This window comes from Candidatus Palauibacter sp., assembly GCF_965208055.1.
Lineage (GTDB): Bacteria > Gemmatimonadota > Gemmatimonadetes > Palauibacterales > Palauibacteraceae > Palauibacter.
Map to the genome: position 1 here is coordinate 1,017,185 of NZ_CBDBNY010000004.1, position 17,109 is coordinate 1,034,293.

Annotated in this window: 12 protein-coding genes; 3 read left to right on the forward strand and 9 right to left on the reverse strand. The window is 69.8% G+C overall.

What is annotated here, in order from left to right; translation table 11 throughout:
• Positions 1 to 23 precede the first annotated feature (23 nt).
• From prmC to rpmE, 3 genes are all read right to left on the reverse strand, one after another.
• Positions 24 to 941: a peptide chain release factor N(5)-glutamine methyltransferase gene (prmC, locus tag ACOGXI_RS04805; RefSeq protein ID WP_419937745.1), complete on the reverse strand. Its 918-nt coding sequence runs from the start codon at positions 939 to 941 to the stop codon at positions 24 to 26.
• The gene (gene prfA / locus ACOGXI_RS04810) at positions 941 to 2,026 is read right to left on the reverse strand and encodes a peptide chain release factor 1 (protein ID WP_419937746.1); all 1,086 of its coding nucleotides are present in this window, start codon (positions 2,024 to 2,026) and stop codon (positions 941 to 943) included. The genes prmC and prfA overlap by 1 nt, the downstream gene beginning before the upstream one ends.
• A gap of 106 nt (positions 2,027 to 2,132) precedes the next feature.
• Entirely contained in the window at positions 2,133 to 2,423 is a 291-nt protein-coding gene (gene rpmE, locus ACOGXI_RS04815; protein ID WP_419937747.1) for a 50S ribosomal protein L31, read from the reverse strand.
• A 162-nt stretch (positions 2,424 to 2,585) separates the two neighbouring features.
• On the opposite strand from rpmE, the gene ACOGXI_RS04820 reads away from it, so the two are divergent.
• The gene (locus tag ACOGXI_RS04820) at positions 2,586 to 3,083 is read left to right on the forward strand and encodes a DinB family protein (protein ID WP_419937748.1); all 498 of its coding nucleotides are present in this window, start codon (positions 2,586 to 2,588) and stop codon (positions 3,081 to 3,083) included.
• Between the two features lie 190 nt (positions 3,084 to 3,273).
• On the opposite strand, the gene ACOGXI_RS04825 is transcribed toward ACOGXI_RS04820, so the two are convergent.
• From ACOGXI_RS04825 to ACOGXI_RS04835, 3 genes are all read right to left on the reverse strand, one after another.
• Positions 3,274 to 4,596 (reverse strand): IS1182 family transposase, encoded by a 1,323-nt coding sequence (locus ACOGXI_RS04825; RefSeq protein WP_419937292.1) that lies wholly within the window; start codon positions 4,594 to 4,596, stop codon positions 3,274 to 3,276.
• A 132-nt stretch (positions 4,597 to 4,728) separates the two neighbouring features.
• Complete coding sequence (locus tag ACOGXI_RS04830; RefSeq protein ID WP_419937749.1) at positions 4,729 to 7,248, reverse strand: penicillin acylase family protein; 2,520 nt, start codon at positions 7,246 to 7,248, stop codon at positions 4,729 to 4,731.
• A gap of 62 nt (positions 7,249 to 7,310) precedes the next feature.
• On the reverse strand, positions 7,311 to 8,153 hold the full coding sequence (locus ACOGXI_RS04835) for a Ku protein (protein ID WP_419937750.1): 843 nt from the start codon (positions 8,151 to 8,153) through the stop codon (positions 7,311 to 7,313).
• 190 nt (positions 8,154 to 8,343) lie between these two features.
• Between ACOGXI_RS04835 and ligD the strand changes: the two genes are divergently transcribed.
• Complete coding sequence (gene ligD / locus ACOGXI_RS04840; RefSeq protein ID WP_419937751.1) at positions 8,344 to 10,926, forward strand: DNA ligase D; 2,583 nt, start codon at positions 8,344 to 8,346, stop codon at positions 10,924 to 10,926.
• Positions 10,923 to 12,107: a pyridoxal phosphate-dependent aminotransferase gene (locus ACOGXI_RS04845; RefSeq protein ID WP_419937752.1), complete on the forward strand. Its 1,185-nt coding sequence runs from the start codon at positions 10,923 to 10,925 to the stop codon at positions 12,105 to 12,107. Before ligD ends, ACOGXI_RS04845 begins: the two co-directional genes overlap by 4 nt.
• A 107-nt stretch (positions 12,108 to 12,214) precedes the next feature.
• Here the strand turns inward: ACOGXI_RS04845 and ACOGXI_RS04850 are convergent, their stop codons facing one another.
• Genes ACOGXI_RS04850 through ACOGXI_RS04860 form a run of 3 tightly spaced genes read right to left on the reverse strand, consistent with a single transcriptional unit; the run spans position 12,215 to position 17,050 of the window.
• Positions 12,215 to 12,994 carry a glutaminyl-peptide cyclotransferase gene (locus tag ACOGXI_RS04850; protein ID WP_419937753.1) on the reverse strand — a complete coding sequence of 260 codons (780 nt, stop codon included), beginning with the start codon at positions 12,992 to 12,994 and terminating at the stop codon, positions 12,215 to 12,217.
• A gap of 10 nt (positions 12,995 to 13,004) precedes the next feature.
• Positions 13,005 to 14,951, reverse strand: coding sequence for an FAD-binding protein (locus ACOGXI_RS04855; RefSeq protein WP_419937754.1), 1,947 nt, complete (start codon positions 14,949 to 14,951; stop codon positions 13,005 to 13,007).
• Complete coding sequence (locus ACOGXI_RS04860; RefSeq protein ID WP_419937755.1) at positions 14,948 to 17,050, reverse strand: prolyl oligopeptidase family serine peptidase; 2,103 nt, start codon at positions 17,048 to 17,050, stop codon at positions 14,948 to 14,950. The genes ACOGXI_RS04855 and ACOGXI_RS04860 overlap by 4 nt, the downstream gene beginning before the upstream one ends.
• Positions 17,051 to 17,109: the final 59 nt, after the last annotated feature.

Below are 17,109 nucleotides of genomic sequence, written 5' to 3' on the forward strand. Positions count from 1 at the left end.
ACTTGAACGAGCCGGCGACGCGACTAGCCGGAAACGGCCTTCCGCGCGCTCGCAAAGCGGGGACGGCCGGCAAGGTCCATCCCGATGCGGCCGCCGGAGAGCGATGCTTGAGCCTCAAGGAGATGGAGGACGGCGGAGCCCTGCGACATCCCGATCTCGAGAAACAGCGCGCCGCGTTCACGGAGCCGTGCCGCGGCGACGGACACCACGGTTCGAATCACGCCCAGTCCGTCTTCTCCGCCATCGAGTGCGACACGGGGCTCGTGATCCCGGACGACGGGGTCGAGATCGGTCCATTCCGGGGACGTGACGTAGGGTGGATTGGAGATGACGAGGTCGAAACGTTCGTCCGGAGCGAGCGCGGACCGAATGTCGGGCGCGCAGAGGCGCAGTTCGAGCCCCTCTGCCCCCTCCACGCCCGCACGGCGGGCGTTCGCGCGGGCCAGGTCGAGGGCGTCCTCCGACACGTCGAGCCCGACGACGCGCGTGGCGATGCCCTCGTCGAGGAGCGCGATCGCGATGGCGCCCGAACCAACGCCGATGTCGAGGGCGTCCACGGGCGTCCCCCGGTCGCGATGCCAGGCGGCGACGAGGTCGAGCAACTGCTCGGTCTCGGGACGCGGGATGAGGGCGCGGCCATCCGACACGAGGCGCACACGCCGGAAGTCGACCGTGCCCTCGATGTGCTGGAGCGGCTGCCCCTCGAGACGCCGGGAGACCGCGCGCGCCACCGACGCCGCACCGGCCGGATCGACCCGCTCCCCGCCGGAGACGCCGAGTTCGCTCCGCGACAGGTCGAGCGCCGCCGCCACGAGCCGCTCGGCCTCGACCCGCGGGGTCTCGAGCCCGGCCAGCTCGAGTTCGCGCCGCACGCCCTGCACGATCTCGCGGCGCGTCGGACCCGCCGGGCGGCGTCCCGCCCCACCCGGCGGCGGTTCCATCACCCGCCCTCCGCCGCCATCCGCTCCTCCGTCCCGGCCAGCCGCAGCGCCTCCACGATCTCGTTCAGGTCCCCGGCGAGGATCGCCTCGAGCCGGTGGCTCGTGAGGTGAATCCGGTGGTCCGTCACCCGGTTCTGCGGGAAGTTGTACGTCCGGATCTTCATGGAGCGGTCGCCCGTCCCCACCTGGGTGCGCCGCTCGCGGGCCCGTTCCGCCTCCTGCTCGGCGACCATCCGGTCGAGCAGCCGGCTGCGCAGCACCTTCAGCGCCCGCGCCTTGTTCTTGTACTGCGACTTCTCGTCCTGGCACGACACCACGAGCCCCGTCGGCCCGTGCGTGATCCGCACCGCGGAGTCGGTGGTGTTCACGGACTGTCCGCCCGGGCCGGAAGAACGAAACACGTCGATCTTGAGGTCCGCGGGATCGATCTCGAGGTCCACTTCCTCGGCTTCCGGGAGGACGGCCACCGTCGCCGCCGACGTATGCACCCGACCCTGGCTCTCCGTCTCGGGCACGCGCTGGACGCGGTGGACGCCGGACTCGTAGCGAAGACGGCCGTAGGCGTCGGATCCGCGCACGACGAAGACGATCTCCTTGAGGCCGCCCAACACGCCCTCGCTCGTGCTCACGAGTTCCACGTCCCAGCCGGACTCCGCGGCGAAGCGCGCATACATTCGGTAGAGGTCCGCGGCGAAGAGCGCGGCTTCGTCGCCACCCGTCCCGGCGCGGATCTCCACCACGGCGGGACGGTCGTCCAGCGGGTCCTTCGGGACGAGGAGGTGACGAAGCTCGTCCCGGGCGGCCTCGCGCTCGGCCTCCAATTCGGCGACCTCGGCCGCGGCCAGTTCCGCCAGTTCTCCGCCGGATTCCGCGGCGACTTCCCGCGCCTGCCGCAGATCGTCGAGGAGCTTGAAGTGGCGCTCCGCCGCGCGCGCCAGCGGCTCCAGCCCCGAGTGTTCGCGCGCCAGGTCGCGCAGGAGGGCCATGTCCGACAGCACCTCGGGCTCCGCCAGCCGGCGCGCCAGCGTTTCGTATCGCTCGGCGGCGGCGCGCAGGCGATCCTCGAGCGTGTCCCGATCCGACATCGTTCGTTCCCTACATGAAAACGGGGTCCGCGAGGAACCCCGTCATTTGAGCTTGCATTTCAGCTTGCCGTAGAGCTGGCAGTGCCGTGCGCCGGACGGCTCCGGCTCAGGCATCCGCCACCACTGCCTCCGCCTCTTCCGGCGCTTCCTCCTGCGCCTCTCCCCGCGCCGTCTCCTCCTTCGCGCCGCCGCGGGCCTTCCCGTCGCCGTACTTCGCGATGAAGCGCTCCACCCGGCCCGCGGTGTCGACGAGCTTCTGCCGCCCAGTGAAGAAGGGGTGGCAGTGCGAACAGATCTCGACGTGGATCTCGCCCACGGTCGAGGAGGTTTCCGTGTCCCGGCCGCACGCACAGGTGATCTTCGCGGGTGCGTACTCCGGATGTATGCCTGCCTTCATGTCTTCCCCACGTGCTGGGTCTCTGCTTCCCGGCGAAGCCGTCTTCTGCGGAACAGCCAAATAATCTAGCCGGAGCGGGGCGGCCGCTGCAAACGGGCGACGAGCCCGCGCCCGTGCCGCCGGGATCGTGCGTCCGGCGTTCTCGGCGGGTAGACTCCCGCCATGACCCTGGACGCGCTGACCGCACTTCTCGATTTTCACTACTGGGCCCGCGACGGAACGCTCGACGCCGTCGAGCGGATCTCGCCCGAGGATTTCCGCCGGAACCTGGGGAGCAGCTTCGGCTCCATCCGCGACACGCTCACCCACGTCGTATCGGCCGAATGGGTCTGGTGTTCACGCTGGCGGGGACACTTCCCGACGGAGCATCTGCCCGCTGCCGGCTTCGAGACGGTGGGCGACATTCGCGCGCGCTGGCTGGCGGAAGAGGCGCGCGTCCGCCGCTTCGTCGAGGCACTCGGCCCCGAGGACATCGACCGCGTGATGGACTACCGGTTCTTCGATGGCGAACCGATGCGTGCGGTCTTCTGGCACATGCTGCAGCACGTCGTCAACCACGCGACCTACCACCGCGGACAGGTGACGACGATGCTGCGCCAGCTCGGCGCCGAGCCGCCCCGGAACCAGGGCCTCATCGGCTTCTATCTCGAGCAGGCCTAGGAGCCTGCGCCGCAGGAGCGCGGCGGAAGCGATCGGATGCCGCCCGCGGGGTCCCGCGAGCCGAAGTATCGGTCGTTTTCCGGGCGGGAACGCGTTGTTGGCGGGGAGACGGCCCGGCGGGCGGCGTTCGGGCGGGGTCGCGGACCCCTTCTTGTGCCCCGGGGAACGCCCGACACGGGTTTCCGGCCCCTCACGCGGCCCGAAGGATGTGGAGGCGCCGCACGTTGAGCGCCAGACACACGAGATCCCACTCGCCGCGCACGTTCTCCAGGCCCCTCATGCTGAACCGCCGGAACCCCATCGCCTCCTTGATCCACCCGATGGGAGCCTCCGCGATCCACTTGCGCTTCGCGTACACCGCCCGGCCCTCCGGAGTCTTCAGCCTCTTCGCCATGCGCGCCCTCGCCGGGCACGTCTCCGGGTCGGGCTCCGCGGCCGCCCCGCCCTCCCGGCCCAGCGCCACGTAGCCGTCGATCCCCCGCGCATCCAGAGCCGCCAGGTCCTCCTCGTTCGAGTAGCCCGCGTCGGCCAGCACCTCGCCCGGCGTCTCCCCCAACCGCCCGGACACCTCGTCAACCCGTTCCACCAACTGCCCCTGGTCGCTCGCGTTGTCGGTCACCTCCGCCCCCAACACCAGCTGGCTCTCGCCGTCGACCACCGCCTGCGCGTTGTAGCACTGCTGGTAGCCCTCCGTGCTCGTCCGCATGATCCGGCTCTCCGGATCCGTGAAGTTCGTCTGCGAGTCCGCCTCCGGCTCCCCGTAGTCCAGCTTGTACGGACTCCCCCCCTTCGGGTTGCGATCCCACTCCGGCTCCCGGCCCCGCGCGTCGTCGCGCTCGCGGGCCTCCGCCTCCAGACGAGCCTGCGCCGCCCGGATCGCCGCCAGCCGGTCCTCCCGCCGCTTCAACTCCTTCGGCAGCTCGTCGCCCCGAACGTCCTCCCCGTGCCGCTCGTCCTCCTCCGCGTCGGCCGCCTCCGCACGCGCCAGCAACTCCGCGATCTCCGCCTCCAGGCGCGCCTCCTCCGGACCCATCCGCCCGTAGCTCATCGCCTTCCGCTTGCTCGCGTTCGCCCGAACCTTCGTCCCGTCCACCGCCACCCGGCCCAACCCCGCCAGACCCAGTTCCCGCGCCAGAAGCACCACCTCCGCGAACAACGCACCGAACGCCTTCAGGTTCCTCTTCCGGAACTCGCACAGCGTCCGGTGCGCCGGAAAGTTCCCCGCCGCCAGCATCCTGAGCGGCACGTCCTCCTCCAGCTTCCGCGCCAGCTTCCGAGACGAAAACACCCCCGTCGCGTACCCGTACACCAGCACCTTCACCATCATCCGCGGATCGTACGGACTCCGCCGCCGCCCGTCCCCCTCGTAACGCGCGTAGAAAGCCGACAGGTCCGCCGCGTCCACCAGATCGCTCACATGATGCGCCAAGTGCCCCGCCGGCACCCACTCACGAAGATCCTGAGGCAGCAGCAACTGCTGGTCCGGATCGTACGGACGGAACCTCGTCCTCATCCTCTCCGGATCGTACGGTAGAGACCTCGCACTCATCGCCAACTCCCCGCGCCGAACGTGAACCCGTCACAGCACGGCATCACCATAGCCAGCCGAACCGCGCCGCACCATCGGCTTCTACGGCGCAAGCTCCTAGTTGGGCGTCAGCATCACCCGGTCGGCGACCGCGGCTTCGACTCGCTCCCGCGAGTAGTAGAGCGGGAAGAAGCGGTCCTTCGCCCAGCCCTCGAACAGGTTCCGGTACATCGGGTCGTCCGGGTCTCCCCCCTGTCCCGGCGTGTTCGTGAACACGGCCGTGTCCCAATCGCCCGCCTCGGCGATGATCCGGAAGGAGGGGCCCGACGTCTGGTTGTCCCCGCCTCCCGTCTGGTTCACGGTGAAGCCGTTGCCGCCGCGCGGGAGCGGTCCGACCTCGAGGCGCGCGCGCATTTCCGCGTTCACGATCCCGGACAGCGGGTGCCGGAACCGTGCGTGCTTGAAGCGCACGTCGCCGTAGCGCCAAGGGTCGCCGCCGAAGCGATCCTCCAATCCGTCCAGGGCGTCGGCCAGCGTGCGGGAGAGGAAGGCGTCGCGACCCGCCACCGGATCCCCGTCTCCGAGCGCCGCGAACCAGGCCGGGGGCGAGCCGAGCCAGTCGATGATCTTCTTCATGGACAGACGACCGAGCGACGCGCGGACTTCGGCGGGGACGACGAGCGGCACCATCTGTCGCTGAATCTCACGCTCCCAGGAGACGTAGATCGCCGCCTCGCGGGACTCCGGGGCCAGCGCGAAGTCCCAGTTGAGCAGGTCGCCCCGTGCCGCTTCCGCCCCCGGGGGCAGGTCGACGCCGCGCAGCATCGGCACGAGCGAGCGGGCGGGGAGCGACACGTAGTCGGTCGCCAACTGCATCATCTCCGACATCGTGAAGCGCCGGCCGGTCGCCAAGACCTCGTCGATGCGGGCGCTCCGGAACGGATCGCTCCAACTCCAGCCGACCGCGTCGCGGTGCTCGTAGCCGGGCGGCACGAGGTTCTGGTTGGCCGTCGACCAGAACCCCTTCTCCGGATTGAACACGTGCGGCTTGTGTCGGATCTCGAGGTAGCCGTCCCACTCGTAGCGGCCGTCCCCCGGCACCGGGACGAGGCCCGACCAGTTGCGGCGGATGGGCGCGATCCCCACGGACTGCCAGCCGATGTTCCCGTCCACGTCGGCCCACACCATGTTCTCGCCGGGGATGTTCGAGTAGTTGCAGGCGTCCCGGAACTCTTCCCACGTCTTCGCCTGGTTCATGCGCAGGCTGGCGAGGTACGGCGCGCCGCCGATCTCCATCCACCCGGCGCGCACCGCGTAGGCGAGGCCGTTGTCCCGATCCTCGTACACGACGGGTCCGTGCCGCGTGTACCGGTGCCGGACGCGCTCGGCCTCCCGCCCTTCGACCGGGATCTCGTCGTCGATGACCCGCATCGCCTCCCAGGCGCCGCGGTACCAGTAGCGGTCGGGGTCGTCCGGATGGGTTCGGTAGACGTAGAGGTCTTCGGCGTCCGTCTGGAAGACGGTGAGTCCCCACGCTCCATGCCCGTTGTGCCCGATCGAGATGCCCGGGAGGACCGGCTCACCTCCGCCGATCACGTTCCATCCCGGTCCGACGAGGTGGACGAGGTAGCGCAGCGACGGGGCCGCCTGCACCCGGTGCGGGTCGTTCGCCATCAGCGCGTGTCCGCTCAGCGTGCGGCTCCCCGCCACGACCCAGTTGTTGCTTCCCGTCCCCATCTGCTCCGCCTCGAGGCGTTCCGCCTCGTACGTTTCCGCCTCGGCTTCCGCTTGGAGCGTCTGCGGGGCGAAGGCCTCCGCGTCCGAGGCGGTGGCGCGGAAGCGGGGTTCGATGTCCTCGGGCCGGAACCGGATGGGCCCGCGGAAGGCGCGGTACACGTCGAGGATCTCGGGCCGCAGGAGCGAGCCGTCGATCGCGGGGTCGAGATCGATGTCCGGCTCCCCCGGGTGGAAGTAGGAGACTTCCCTCACCTTCTCCGGCCCCACCGCCGCGACGGCGATCCCCAGATCGAGTTCCTGCCCGATGTTCATGAGCAGGCCCTGGTGGCGGGAGATGACGACCTCCGGCGTCCACGGCTGCGGCCGGATCCCCAGCATCTCGAACTCGACCGGCAGGAGGCCGGGGTCGCGCTCCGTCTCGGCGATGTACGCGTTGATGCCGTCCGTGAAGGCCCGGATGATCTCGGCGCCGCGCGGGTGATAGTGGTTCAGTTCCGCCTCGAGATCGCCGCGGAACCGGAACAGCCGGGCGCCGCGGTCGCGCTCCAGCTCACGGGGACCGAGGATTTCGGCAACCGTGCCCGTGGCCTGGCGGCGCCAGACTTCGAACTGGAAGAGGCGGTCCCGCGCCGCGCTGTACCCCTGCGCGAAGAAGAGGTCGTGCTCCGTCTCGGCGTAAATGTGGCTGACACCCCACAGGTCCTTGAGGATCTCGACTCCGGCCTCGAGCCCGGTGACCCGCAGGGTCTCCGTGTCGACCGCATCGACGGCGGCGATCCGATCCGGGACGCCGGCCCGTAGGTCGTCGACGGTCGGTGCGCCGGGCAGGTGTGCGCCGGAACTCCGGAGGACCGGCAGCAGGAGGATGAGCGCGAACAGGGCGACGGATCGAACCCGCATCGGATTCTCCTTGGGTAGTCTTCTCTCGTGACTCCGGCGTGAGTCCGGTCTCGCAGGTCCGCCTACGACCCGGTGGCTTTCTTCTTCTCGGGCTCGCCCTTCGCCTGGTCATCGGCCCCGGCCTCCGTCTCCTCGGTGCCGGAGACGCTCGCGCGCAGGGCGGCCATGAGGTCGATGACCTGCGCCGTCGTTTCCTCCTCCGCGGGCGCGGCGATCTCGGTGCCGTCGGCGACCTTCCGCTCGATCGCCTCGAGCATGCGCTGTCCGACCTCATCCTCGTACTTTGACGGATCAAAGCTCTCCGAGGCGATCTGCTCGATCAACTGGACGGCGAGCCCGAGTTCCGCATCGGCGACCTCGCCCTCTCCCGACGGCACGTCGGCGATGTCCCGCACCTCGTGCGCGTAGTGCAGTTGTTCCAGCACGAGGTGATCTCCGACCGGCCGCACCAGGACGAGATACTGCTTGCCGCGCGCCGCATACTTCGCGAGCGCGGCCCAGCCCGTCTTCATCATCGCCGCCCCGAGCAGGCGGTAGGCCTTGTCCCCCCCCCGCGCGGGCCCGAGGTAGTACGTCTTCCCGATATACGCCCGCTCGACCTGGTCCAGCGGCACGAATTCGACGATCTCGATCGCCCGCGTCGCCGCCGTCTCGAGTGCCTTCAGTTCCTCCGGCTTGAACGTCACGTACTGGTCCTTCGCGAACTGATAGCCCCTCACGAGATCGCCGCGGGGGATCGGCTCCCCGGTCTTCGCGTCCACGTACTGCTGCTTCACGCGGGCCCCGTCGGGGGAGAGGAAGTTGAAGCGGACTTTCTGCGAGTTCTCGGCGGACGAATAGAGCTGGCACGGGATCGAAACGAGCCCGAACGAGATCGTCGCCGTTGCGATGGGTCGAGGTGACATCCTGTGCCTCTCCGTGTGCGCGCCGAACCGCCGGCGCGATGCCGGCTCCGGCGCCGGCCCCAATCCCGGCCCCGATGCCGGCCCCCCGGCGTGATGCCGGACGGGGGGGCGGAATAATAGGTTGCGGCCGGGATTGTCGCACAGAGCGGGAGCGACGCGAAGCGGGCAGCGACAGGGGGCGCCTGCAGGCATGCCACCAGAAAAACTCGAGGAATACCGGGACAAGCGCGCGTCCGAGCGCACGCCGGAGCCCTTCGGCGGGGCGCCCGGGACGGGGCTCGGCGTGTTCGTGGTCCAACTGCACGCGGCGACCCGGCGGCACTACGACCTTCGCCTCGAGATCGGGGGCGTCCTCGTCTCATGGGCGGTGCCGAAGGGCATCTCCGCCGATCCCGCCGACAAGAAGCTCGCGGTCCACGTCGAGGATCATCCGGTCGAATACATCGAGTTCGAGGGCGTGATTCCGGCCGGCGAGTACGGCGGGGGCGAGATGATCGTGTGGGACATCGGTCGCTGCATCATGCTCGAGGACCCGGAGGATGGACTGGAGACGGGCAAGCTCCTGTTCGAGCTTCGGGGCCACAAACTCAAGGGCGTGTGGACGCTCGTGCGGCTGGAGAAGGGGGAGACGGGAAAGGAATGGCTGCTCATCCGCGAGCGGCGCGGCGGGCACCCGATTCTCGAGGACGGGTCGCTCCCGGAGAGTTCCATCCTGTCCGGGCTCACGGTCGAGCAGATGGCGGAGCGGGAGCGCGGCTGGTACCCGGGAGAAGATCTGACCGCGGCCCTCGCGGAGGCGGGGGCGCACGAGGCGCCGGTCGACCCCGCCGACATCCGGTTCATGCTCGCCACCCCTCGCGAGGACGCGTTCGACGACCCCGCGTGGCACTTCGAACTCAAGCTGGACGGCTACCGCATGCTGGCCTCGGCGGTCGAGGGCGGGGCGAGTCTCCTGACGCGCAACGGACACGACGCGCTCCCCACCTTCCCCGACATCGCGCGCTCCCTGCGCAAGCTCCCCTACCGGCGGGTCGTGCTGGACGGCGAGGTTGTCGTCCACGACGCGGCGGGATACCCAAGCTTCCGGCGCCTGCAGAAGCGCGCCCGGCTCTCGCGTTCGATCGACATCCGGCGGGCCTCCTTCGAGGCGCCGGCGAGCTTCTACGCCTTCGACCTCCTCGCGTTCGACGGCCGCGACCTGCGCGACCTTCCGCTCGCCGAGCGGCGCCGCTTCCTGCGCGACGTGGTGCCGGAAGCGGGTCCGATCCGCTTCAGCGAGCACTTCGAGGGGTGCGGGGAGGCCCTGCTCGGGCAGGTTCAGGGGATGGGTCTGGAGGGGATCATGGCCAAGCGCGCCGACTCGCGGTACCTCGGAGGCCGCTCCCCCGACTGGCGGAAGATCCACGCGGCGCGCCGGAACCGCTTCATCATCGTCGGCTTCACGAGCCCGGCCAGTTCGCGGACGGGCTTCGGGGCCCTCCACCTGGGCGCCTACGGTCCGGCCGACTCCGCGCCGGAAGCGCCCACCGGTGACGACGACCTCGCCCTCCACTACGTCGGCCGCGTCGGGACGGGCTTCGACGACAAGACGCTTACAGTCCTCCATGCCCGGCTCGACGACCTTAAATCGGATGGGCCCGCGTTCGTGACTCCGGCTCCGGCGGGAGACGAACACACCTGGGTCGAGCCCCGGCTCGTCGCCGAGATCCGCTACAAGGAAGTCACCGAGGGCGGCCTCCTCCGGCACGCCGTCTTCGTCGAAGTCGCGGACGTGCTCCCCACGGACTGCCGGCTTCCCCGGGACCCGCGCGCGGCGCTGACCGATCCCGTGCGCGTGGACACCTCTCCCCCGCCGGTCGAGGAACTGCCGCTCTCGAATCTCGACAAGGTCTTCTGGCCCGGGGAGGGGTACACGAAGGGGGACCTGATCGCGTATTACGGCGACATCGCGCCGTGGCTGCTGAAGTTCCTGAAGGACCGGCCCCTCGTGCTGACGCGGTACCCGGACGGGATCGACGGGAAATCCTTCTTCCAGAAGAACGCGCCCGGATTCCAGCCCGAATGGGTGCGCACGGAAGCGATCCGGAGCAAGGGGTCCGGGCGGGACATCCACTACTTCATCGCCGACGACCCCGCGACGCTCGTGTTCGTGGCGAATCTGGGCGCCATCCCTCTTCACGTGTGGGCGAGCCGCATCGGGAGCCTGGACCGCCCCGACTGGTGCCTTCTCGACCTCGACCCGAAGCACAAGCGCGACGACGAGGAAGTGTACGCGCCGTTCGGGGATGTGGTGGAAGTCGCGCGGACGATCGGCGAGTTGTGCGAGGAGATCGGACTGCCGAGCTATCCCAAGACGAGCGGATCTTCGGGGATCCATGTGATGATCCCGCTCGGCGGACAACTCGACTACGAGCAGTCGCGCACGCTCGCGCTCCTGCTCGCGAAGACGGTGGCGGCGGAGATTCCCGAGCGGGCCACGATCGTGCGGAACCCGGCGGGACGAGACGGCAAGATCTATATCGACTACGTCCAGAACGGCCGCGGACGGCTCGTGGTGGCGCCCTATTCCGTGCGGCCGCGGGCGGGAGCCACGGTGTCCGCGCCGCTCCGCTGGGCCGAGGTGGGACAGGGGCTCTCGATGGAGGACTTCACGATCCGGACGATGCCCGGGCGGGCCCGGGATCTGGACGCCGATCCGCTCCTGGGCGTGTTGTCGGACGAGCCCGACCTCATGGCGGCACTCGACGCCCTGCAGCGGAAGTTGGGCGGGTGAGCGCCGCGGAGGGCGGCGCGCGCACACCGCCCGGGCGGCTGTCCGGGATCCCGGGGTTCGACATCGACGGGGTGGCGCGGGCGGCGGAGCACGGCTCCGGCATCCTCCGGCTCGAGAACCTCGACACCGACCTGCGCCCGCCCGCGGCGGCGGTGGCCGCCACCCGCGCGGCGCTCGAATCGCCGGCCGCCAACAGCTACCTGCCCTTCACGGGCCGGGCTGAGCTCCGCGCGGCGGCCGCCCGGCACGTCGGCCGACTCGCCGGGCGCGAATACGACCCCGACCGGGAGTGCGTGATCACGGCGGGCGGCACGGAGGGCCTGTTCAACGCCCTGCTCGCCACGGTGGATCCGGGCGACGAAGTGGTTGTCACCGACCCCACGTACGCCGGCATGCTCCAGCGCGTGCGGCTGGCCGGCGCGGTCCCGCGGCTCGCGCCCTGGGCCTTCGATCGCACGGAGGGCTGGCGCCTCGACCTCGACGCCCTTGCCGGATGCGTCGGCCCCCGGACCCGGGCGCTCTTCATCATGAACCCGTCCATGCCGTCCGGCGGCGTGCTCGACGCTGGCGACTGGGCGGTCGTGGCGGAGCTCTGCCAGCGCCACGACCTGTGGCTCCTCTACAACGCGGCGATGGAACGGATCCTCTACGACGGCCGCCCGTACGTGCATCCGGCGTCGCTCTCCGGAATGCGCGAGCGGACGCTCACGATCGGCTCGGTCTCCAAGGAGCACCGCATGATCGGCTGGCGCGTGGGCTGGGTGGCGGGACCGGCCGCGGTCCTTGCCGCTGTTGCCAAAGTCGGGATCTACAATGTCGTGACGGGCGTCGGGATCGGGCAGCCCGGCGCGCTGGCGGCGCTGGCCGCTGGAGACGAAGCCGAGGATGTGGCCGCGAGCGTGGCGCGCTGGGAGCGACGGCGCGACGCGGTGATCGAGGCGCTGCGGGACTACCCCGTTCGGTCCCCCGGCGGCGGCTGGTCGCTCCTCGTGGACACGCGGCCTCTGGGTCTCACGGCCCGTGAACTCTCGAATCGGCTCCTGGCAAGGGCCGGCGTCGCCGCGACACCCATGGACGCCTGGGGCGGCCCCGGCGCGGAGTACCAACTCCGCCTCGTGTTCAGCAACGAACCGGTCTTTCGCCTCCAAAGCCTCCGAGATCGCTTCGCAGGCGTCCTGTAGCTACCTCTCAAGCCGTTTCGTAGCGCCTGACATGGATGGCCCCCTGGCTGGATCCCGACGAAGTCGACGAGGGGCCCAGTCTCATCGCTTTCGGCCTGCGACATGAGCTAATCGTCGAGGCGGAGGGCGAGCAGCTTGGGCCAGAGCTTGCCGGTCACGAGGAAGACGCCGGTCTCGGGGACGTAGGCGATGCCGTTGAGCACCGCGTCGATGTCGCCCGCCCGACGGGCATCGAGGGGGACGCTCGAGAGGTCGATCTCGCCGAGGACCTCGCCGGTGGCCTTGTCGATGCGGACGATGACGTCGGTCTGGTAGACGTTGGCGTAGATCCAGTCGTCCACACATTCCAGTTCGTTCAGCCGGTTTTGCGGCGACCCGTTGCGCGTGACCTCGACCGTCGCCAGCACCGTGAAGTCCTGCGGGTTCCGGCGTTCGAGCGCGTTCGACCCGTCGGACATCCACAGCGCCTCGCCGTCGTAGCAGAGTCCCCACCCGTCGCCGTCGTAGGTGAACTCCCGGAGCACCGCGAAGGTCTCGAGGTCGTAGACGAGAGCCCGGCCCGCCTTCCACGTGAGCTGCACGAGTTCGGAGCCGACGCGCGCCAGACCCTCCCCGAACAGCGCCGAATCCACCGCCACGCGTGCCTGGACCTCTCCCGTCGGCACGTCGACCCGGCGCACGCTCGACTCGCCGTAGCGGCCCGTGCTCTCGAAGAGGTGCCCGTCGTGGAAGAGGAGGCCCTGCGTGTACGCCGCGGGATCGTGCGGGAACGTGCCCAGCATCTCGTAGTCGATGGACGGGACGGTCGAGGACGCGCAGCCCGCCAGCGCGCCGAGCGCAAGCGTCCACAGGCCGCGGTAACCGGCTCGCCGCGGCGGCTGAGGCATCACCGGAGCATCAGATGAGATCGAGGACGGTCTCGACGGCTCGACGGCCCTCGGCGGACGCGCCGGTCCAGTTCTGGTGCCCCCGCAATTCGGAATGCCCGACCGCCACGCGGCCGAACGGCTCGCGGATCACGTCGGGCGGCGCCGGCCGGCCGTCGCGTCCGAAGAAGAAGCCGGGGCCGGGCGCCACGTAGGCGTGCCCCCAGCGATTGAGCACGAGGCCGGCGATATCCTCCGCCGGATCGAAGCCCCCCTCCGCGAAAAGCTCGACCATCTGCGCCCGCAGCCGTCTCTCGTACTCGGTGAAGGAGGTGCTGAGCATCTCCGTGCGGCCCGTCATCCCCTGGTCCGCCGGCGATGTGCCGGGTGACTCGTACGTGATGTAGAAGGTCAGCATCGTGGGGTGATCCGGCGCGTGGACCGGCCGGTAGTCTCCCGCGTACATGGGCCGCCGGATGTTGCACGAGAAGCCGAGATCGCCCTCGTAGAAACAGCCGGCGATGCCCAGGCGGTCGAGGAAGCGCCAGTTCCGGAGCGCCACGTTCGCGACGAGGATCGGCCCGTGGCGGAAGCTCTCGTAGGCGGCGCGGTGCCCGTCGGGGAGGTCCGCCGCGATGTGGCGGTTCATCCATCCCCCGCTCGCGAGCACGACCCCGTCCGCCTCGACGGAGTACGCTCGGCCGTCGTGGACGTAGGTGACCCGCACGCGACCGTCCCCGGTCCCCGCATGGCGCACGTCGATCACGGTGCACGCCAGGCGAAGGCGCACGGGCTGGTCCGGGCGGTCGAGGGCCCCGAAATCGATCGGTCTGTTCAGCACGTCCCCGAGCGCGAGTTCGCCGGCGATCCCGTCCGGCACGATGTCCTTCACGAAATACCGCGCGATCCCCGCGTTCCCGCCGGGAAAAGAGTGGAAGGTCATGCCGTCGTAGCGGGAGGGGAGCCCGAAGCCGGGGAGGTCGAAGTGCATCCCCCACCAGGCCGAGATCGCGTCGCAACCGAGTCCGATGATGCTGGCGAGGATCGGGTCCACGTACGCCGTCACCTCGGGCGGCAGGCCGAGCACGTCCTCGTAGTAGGCCTTGAGCGTCATGCCGTCGAGCCACGGCCCGGGATTGTCCGGCCCCCCCGGCGCGTCCGGGGGCACATGGTCCGCGACGCGGGCCTTGCGCCAGCGCTCGAAGCCTTCGCGCACCTGCGGCGTCCACGGCGCGCGGGAGGTATCTCCGAACAGGCCGTTGACCCAGCCGCCCGCCCCGCCCGACCAGCCCGGGCGTCCGCCGCGGCGCGTTCCGCCGAAGTAGTGCCCGATGGAGAACTGGTCCTGCACCCAGTGCATGAATCCGTAGTTCTCGAACGGAGCCTTCACCTGTCCGGCGTCCGGCGCGTACTCGAACTCGCGCGGGATGCCCAGCGTCGTGAAGTAGTCGTCCGGCTCCCCCGTGGGCGGACGCACGCCGAAGTCGTTCGAGCCCTGCGGCCCGGCCAGCCGCACGCCATCGACCATGATGTCGTTCCGCTTGGCCTCGCCGCCGAACACCGGGTGGTTCTCGATGACGAGACAGCGGCCCGCCGGCCGGTGCCGCTTGAAGTGGTGCGCGGCGGAAAGGCCCGCGAGCCCGCCGCCCACGATCACGACGTCGAAGCGCTCCCCGGTGTCCGTCACCTCCCCGCCCGGCGCCCGCCCGTCACGAACCCAGTGCGCCGAGCGCACCACCTCCGGCGTGTTCCCGTGCGAGGACGCGTAGTCCCCGACCCCTCCGGGCCCGTACCAGTCCGGCCCGAGCGCGTCGGACCACGGCTCGGAGGCCAGCCCCGGGACGGCGCCGCCGCTCCCGTCCGCCGAGCCGCCCGTCCCGCATCCGATGAGCGCGGAACCCGCGATCCCGGCCCCCGCCAACTGGACGAAGTCGCGGCGCGTGATCTCCCGGTCGAGCCCGAGTTCGCGGTCCTTCACTGCGTCGTCGTCCCGCCGGTGCGGTAGCGCTCGAACCAGGCGAGGATGTGCTGCACCTTGCTGATCAATCCGCTCGGACGAGCCCCAATGCTGTGGTTCGCCTCCGGAATCCGCACGAGCACCGACGGCACCTTCTGAATCCGCAGCGCCTGGTAGAACTGCTCGGACTCCGACATCGGCGTCCGCCAGTCGACCTCCCCCGTGATCAGCATCGTCGGCGTCGTCACGTTCGCGATGTGATGGACCGGCGATCGCTCCATGTAGTGCTCGAGGTTGTCCCACGGCGCGCCCGGGAACCAGTAATTCATGCCGCTCGAGCCGCCCATGTCCGCCGTCAGGACCCAGCTGTACCAGTTGATGACGGGCTTCTGCGACGCGGCCGCCGCGAAGCGATCCGTGTGGGTCACGATCCAGGCCGTGAGCACGCCGCCCCCGGATCCGCCGGTGACGAACAACTGGTCTTCGTCGATGTATCCGCGCGAAATCACTTCATCGACGCCCGACATCAGATCGTCGAAGTCGTGGCTCGGATAGGCGTGGTGGATCTCGTTGCCGAAGTCCTCGCCGTAACTCGTGCTCCCGCGGGGGTTCGTGTAGAGGACGACATACCCCGCCGAGGCGAACAACTGGACTTCCGCGCTGAAGCGGTCTCCGTAGTTGGCGAACGGCCCGCCGTGGATCTCGAGCACGAGCGGATACTTGCGGCTCGGGTCGAAGTCGGGCGGCTTCACGATCCAGCCCTGAATATCGAGCCCGTCGTGTGAGGACTTGTACCAGACTTCCTCGGTTTCCCCGATCGCCTTCTGCGCGAAGAGATCCTCGTTCAGATGCGTGAGCCGCTGCCAGTCGCCGTTCCGGTTCGTCACGGCAAGATCCGCTGGATGGTCCGGGGTCCCGTAGGTAAAGGCGAAGTGGTCGTTCGAGGAGGCAGTGAAGGCGCCGCCTCCGTAGGGACGACCGATGGACAGACCCTGAACGCTGGAAACGATGTCCGTCACGGTCCCGTCGAGGTCGACGTGGGCGAGTCGCGTGTTCCCCTCGGTGTCGTACTGGAAGAACAGCCCCTCCCCGTCGCTCGCCCAGTGCAGATTCCCGATCGAGCGGTCGAGGTCGTCGGCGATGAGACGCGAACCGGACCCGTTCCGGCTCATCACGTAGAGCTTCGACACCTGGTGGCCGAGGTAACGATCATCGTAGCCGGTGTGGGCGATCATGCTGCCGTCGGGCGACACCGTCGGGCTCGAATCGGGCCCGCGGCGGTCGGTCAGTTGTCGCACCGCGCCGTCGGCCACGGAGAACTCGAAGATCTCGGAGTCCCGCACGTACTCCCAGTCGTCGCGCCGGGTGGCCGAAATGAGCAGGTGCTGCGAATCGGGCGTCCACGCGGGCGTCCCGCCGTGGTTGTAGGGGCCGTGCGTGACCTGGCGGGGCGTCCCGCCCTCGACCGGCAGGACGAACACATGGGAGTAGCCGACGGGCAGGAAACCCTGGCTGTCCGAGCGGTAGTAGAGCCGCTCATAGGTCGTCGCGGGTGGCGCCCACGTCGCGCCTTCGGGCTTGGCCGGCATCTGCGCGAAGGGCGGCGGCGTGTCCGGAACGAACATGCTGAAGGCGATCATGCGCCCGTCGGGGGACCAGGAGAGCCCGCCCGGGCCTCGCTCCAGTTGCGTGAGCAGGGCCGTCTGTCCGGTGTCCATCCAGCGCAGGTAGAGCTGCGACTTGCCGTGCTCGTCGCTCGCGACGTAGAGGAGCCGCGTGCCGTCCGGCGACCAGCGCGGAGAGGAGAAATTGCTCTGCCCGGTGAGAAGCGGTCGGTGATTCGAACCGTCGTAGTCGACGATCCAGAGGTTGCTCCGCTGGCGGTCCGTCATGATGTCCATGGAGGAGCGCGCGTAGACGACCCGGGAACCGTCCGGCGAAATCCGTGGATCGCCGGCGACTTCCAGTTCGAATACGTCCGCGGGGCCGAAGTGGTCCGGATCCCGCTCCTGCGCGGCGAGTGGCGCGACGGGGGCGAGGATGGCGAGCGCGAGCGTGGCGGTCGCGACCTTGAGAGCGACCGGGGAGCCGACGACCCTGTGTTCTCGTGACGGCGTCATGATTCCTCCTGGACAGCATTCGATCTCTGCGGGACGTCCCGTAGCAGCCAAGGTAGCGC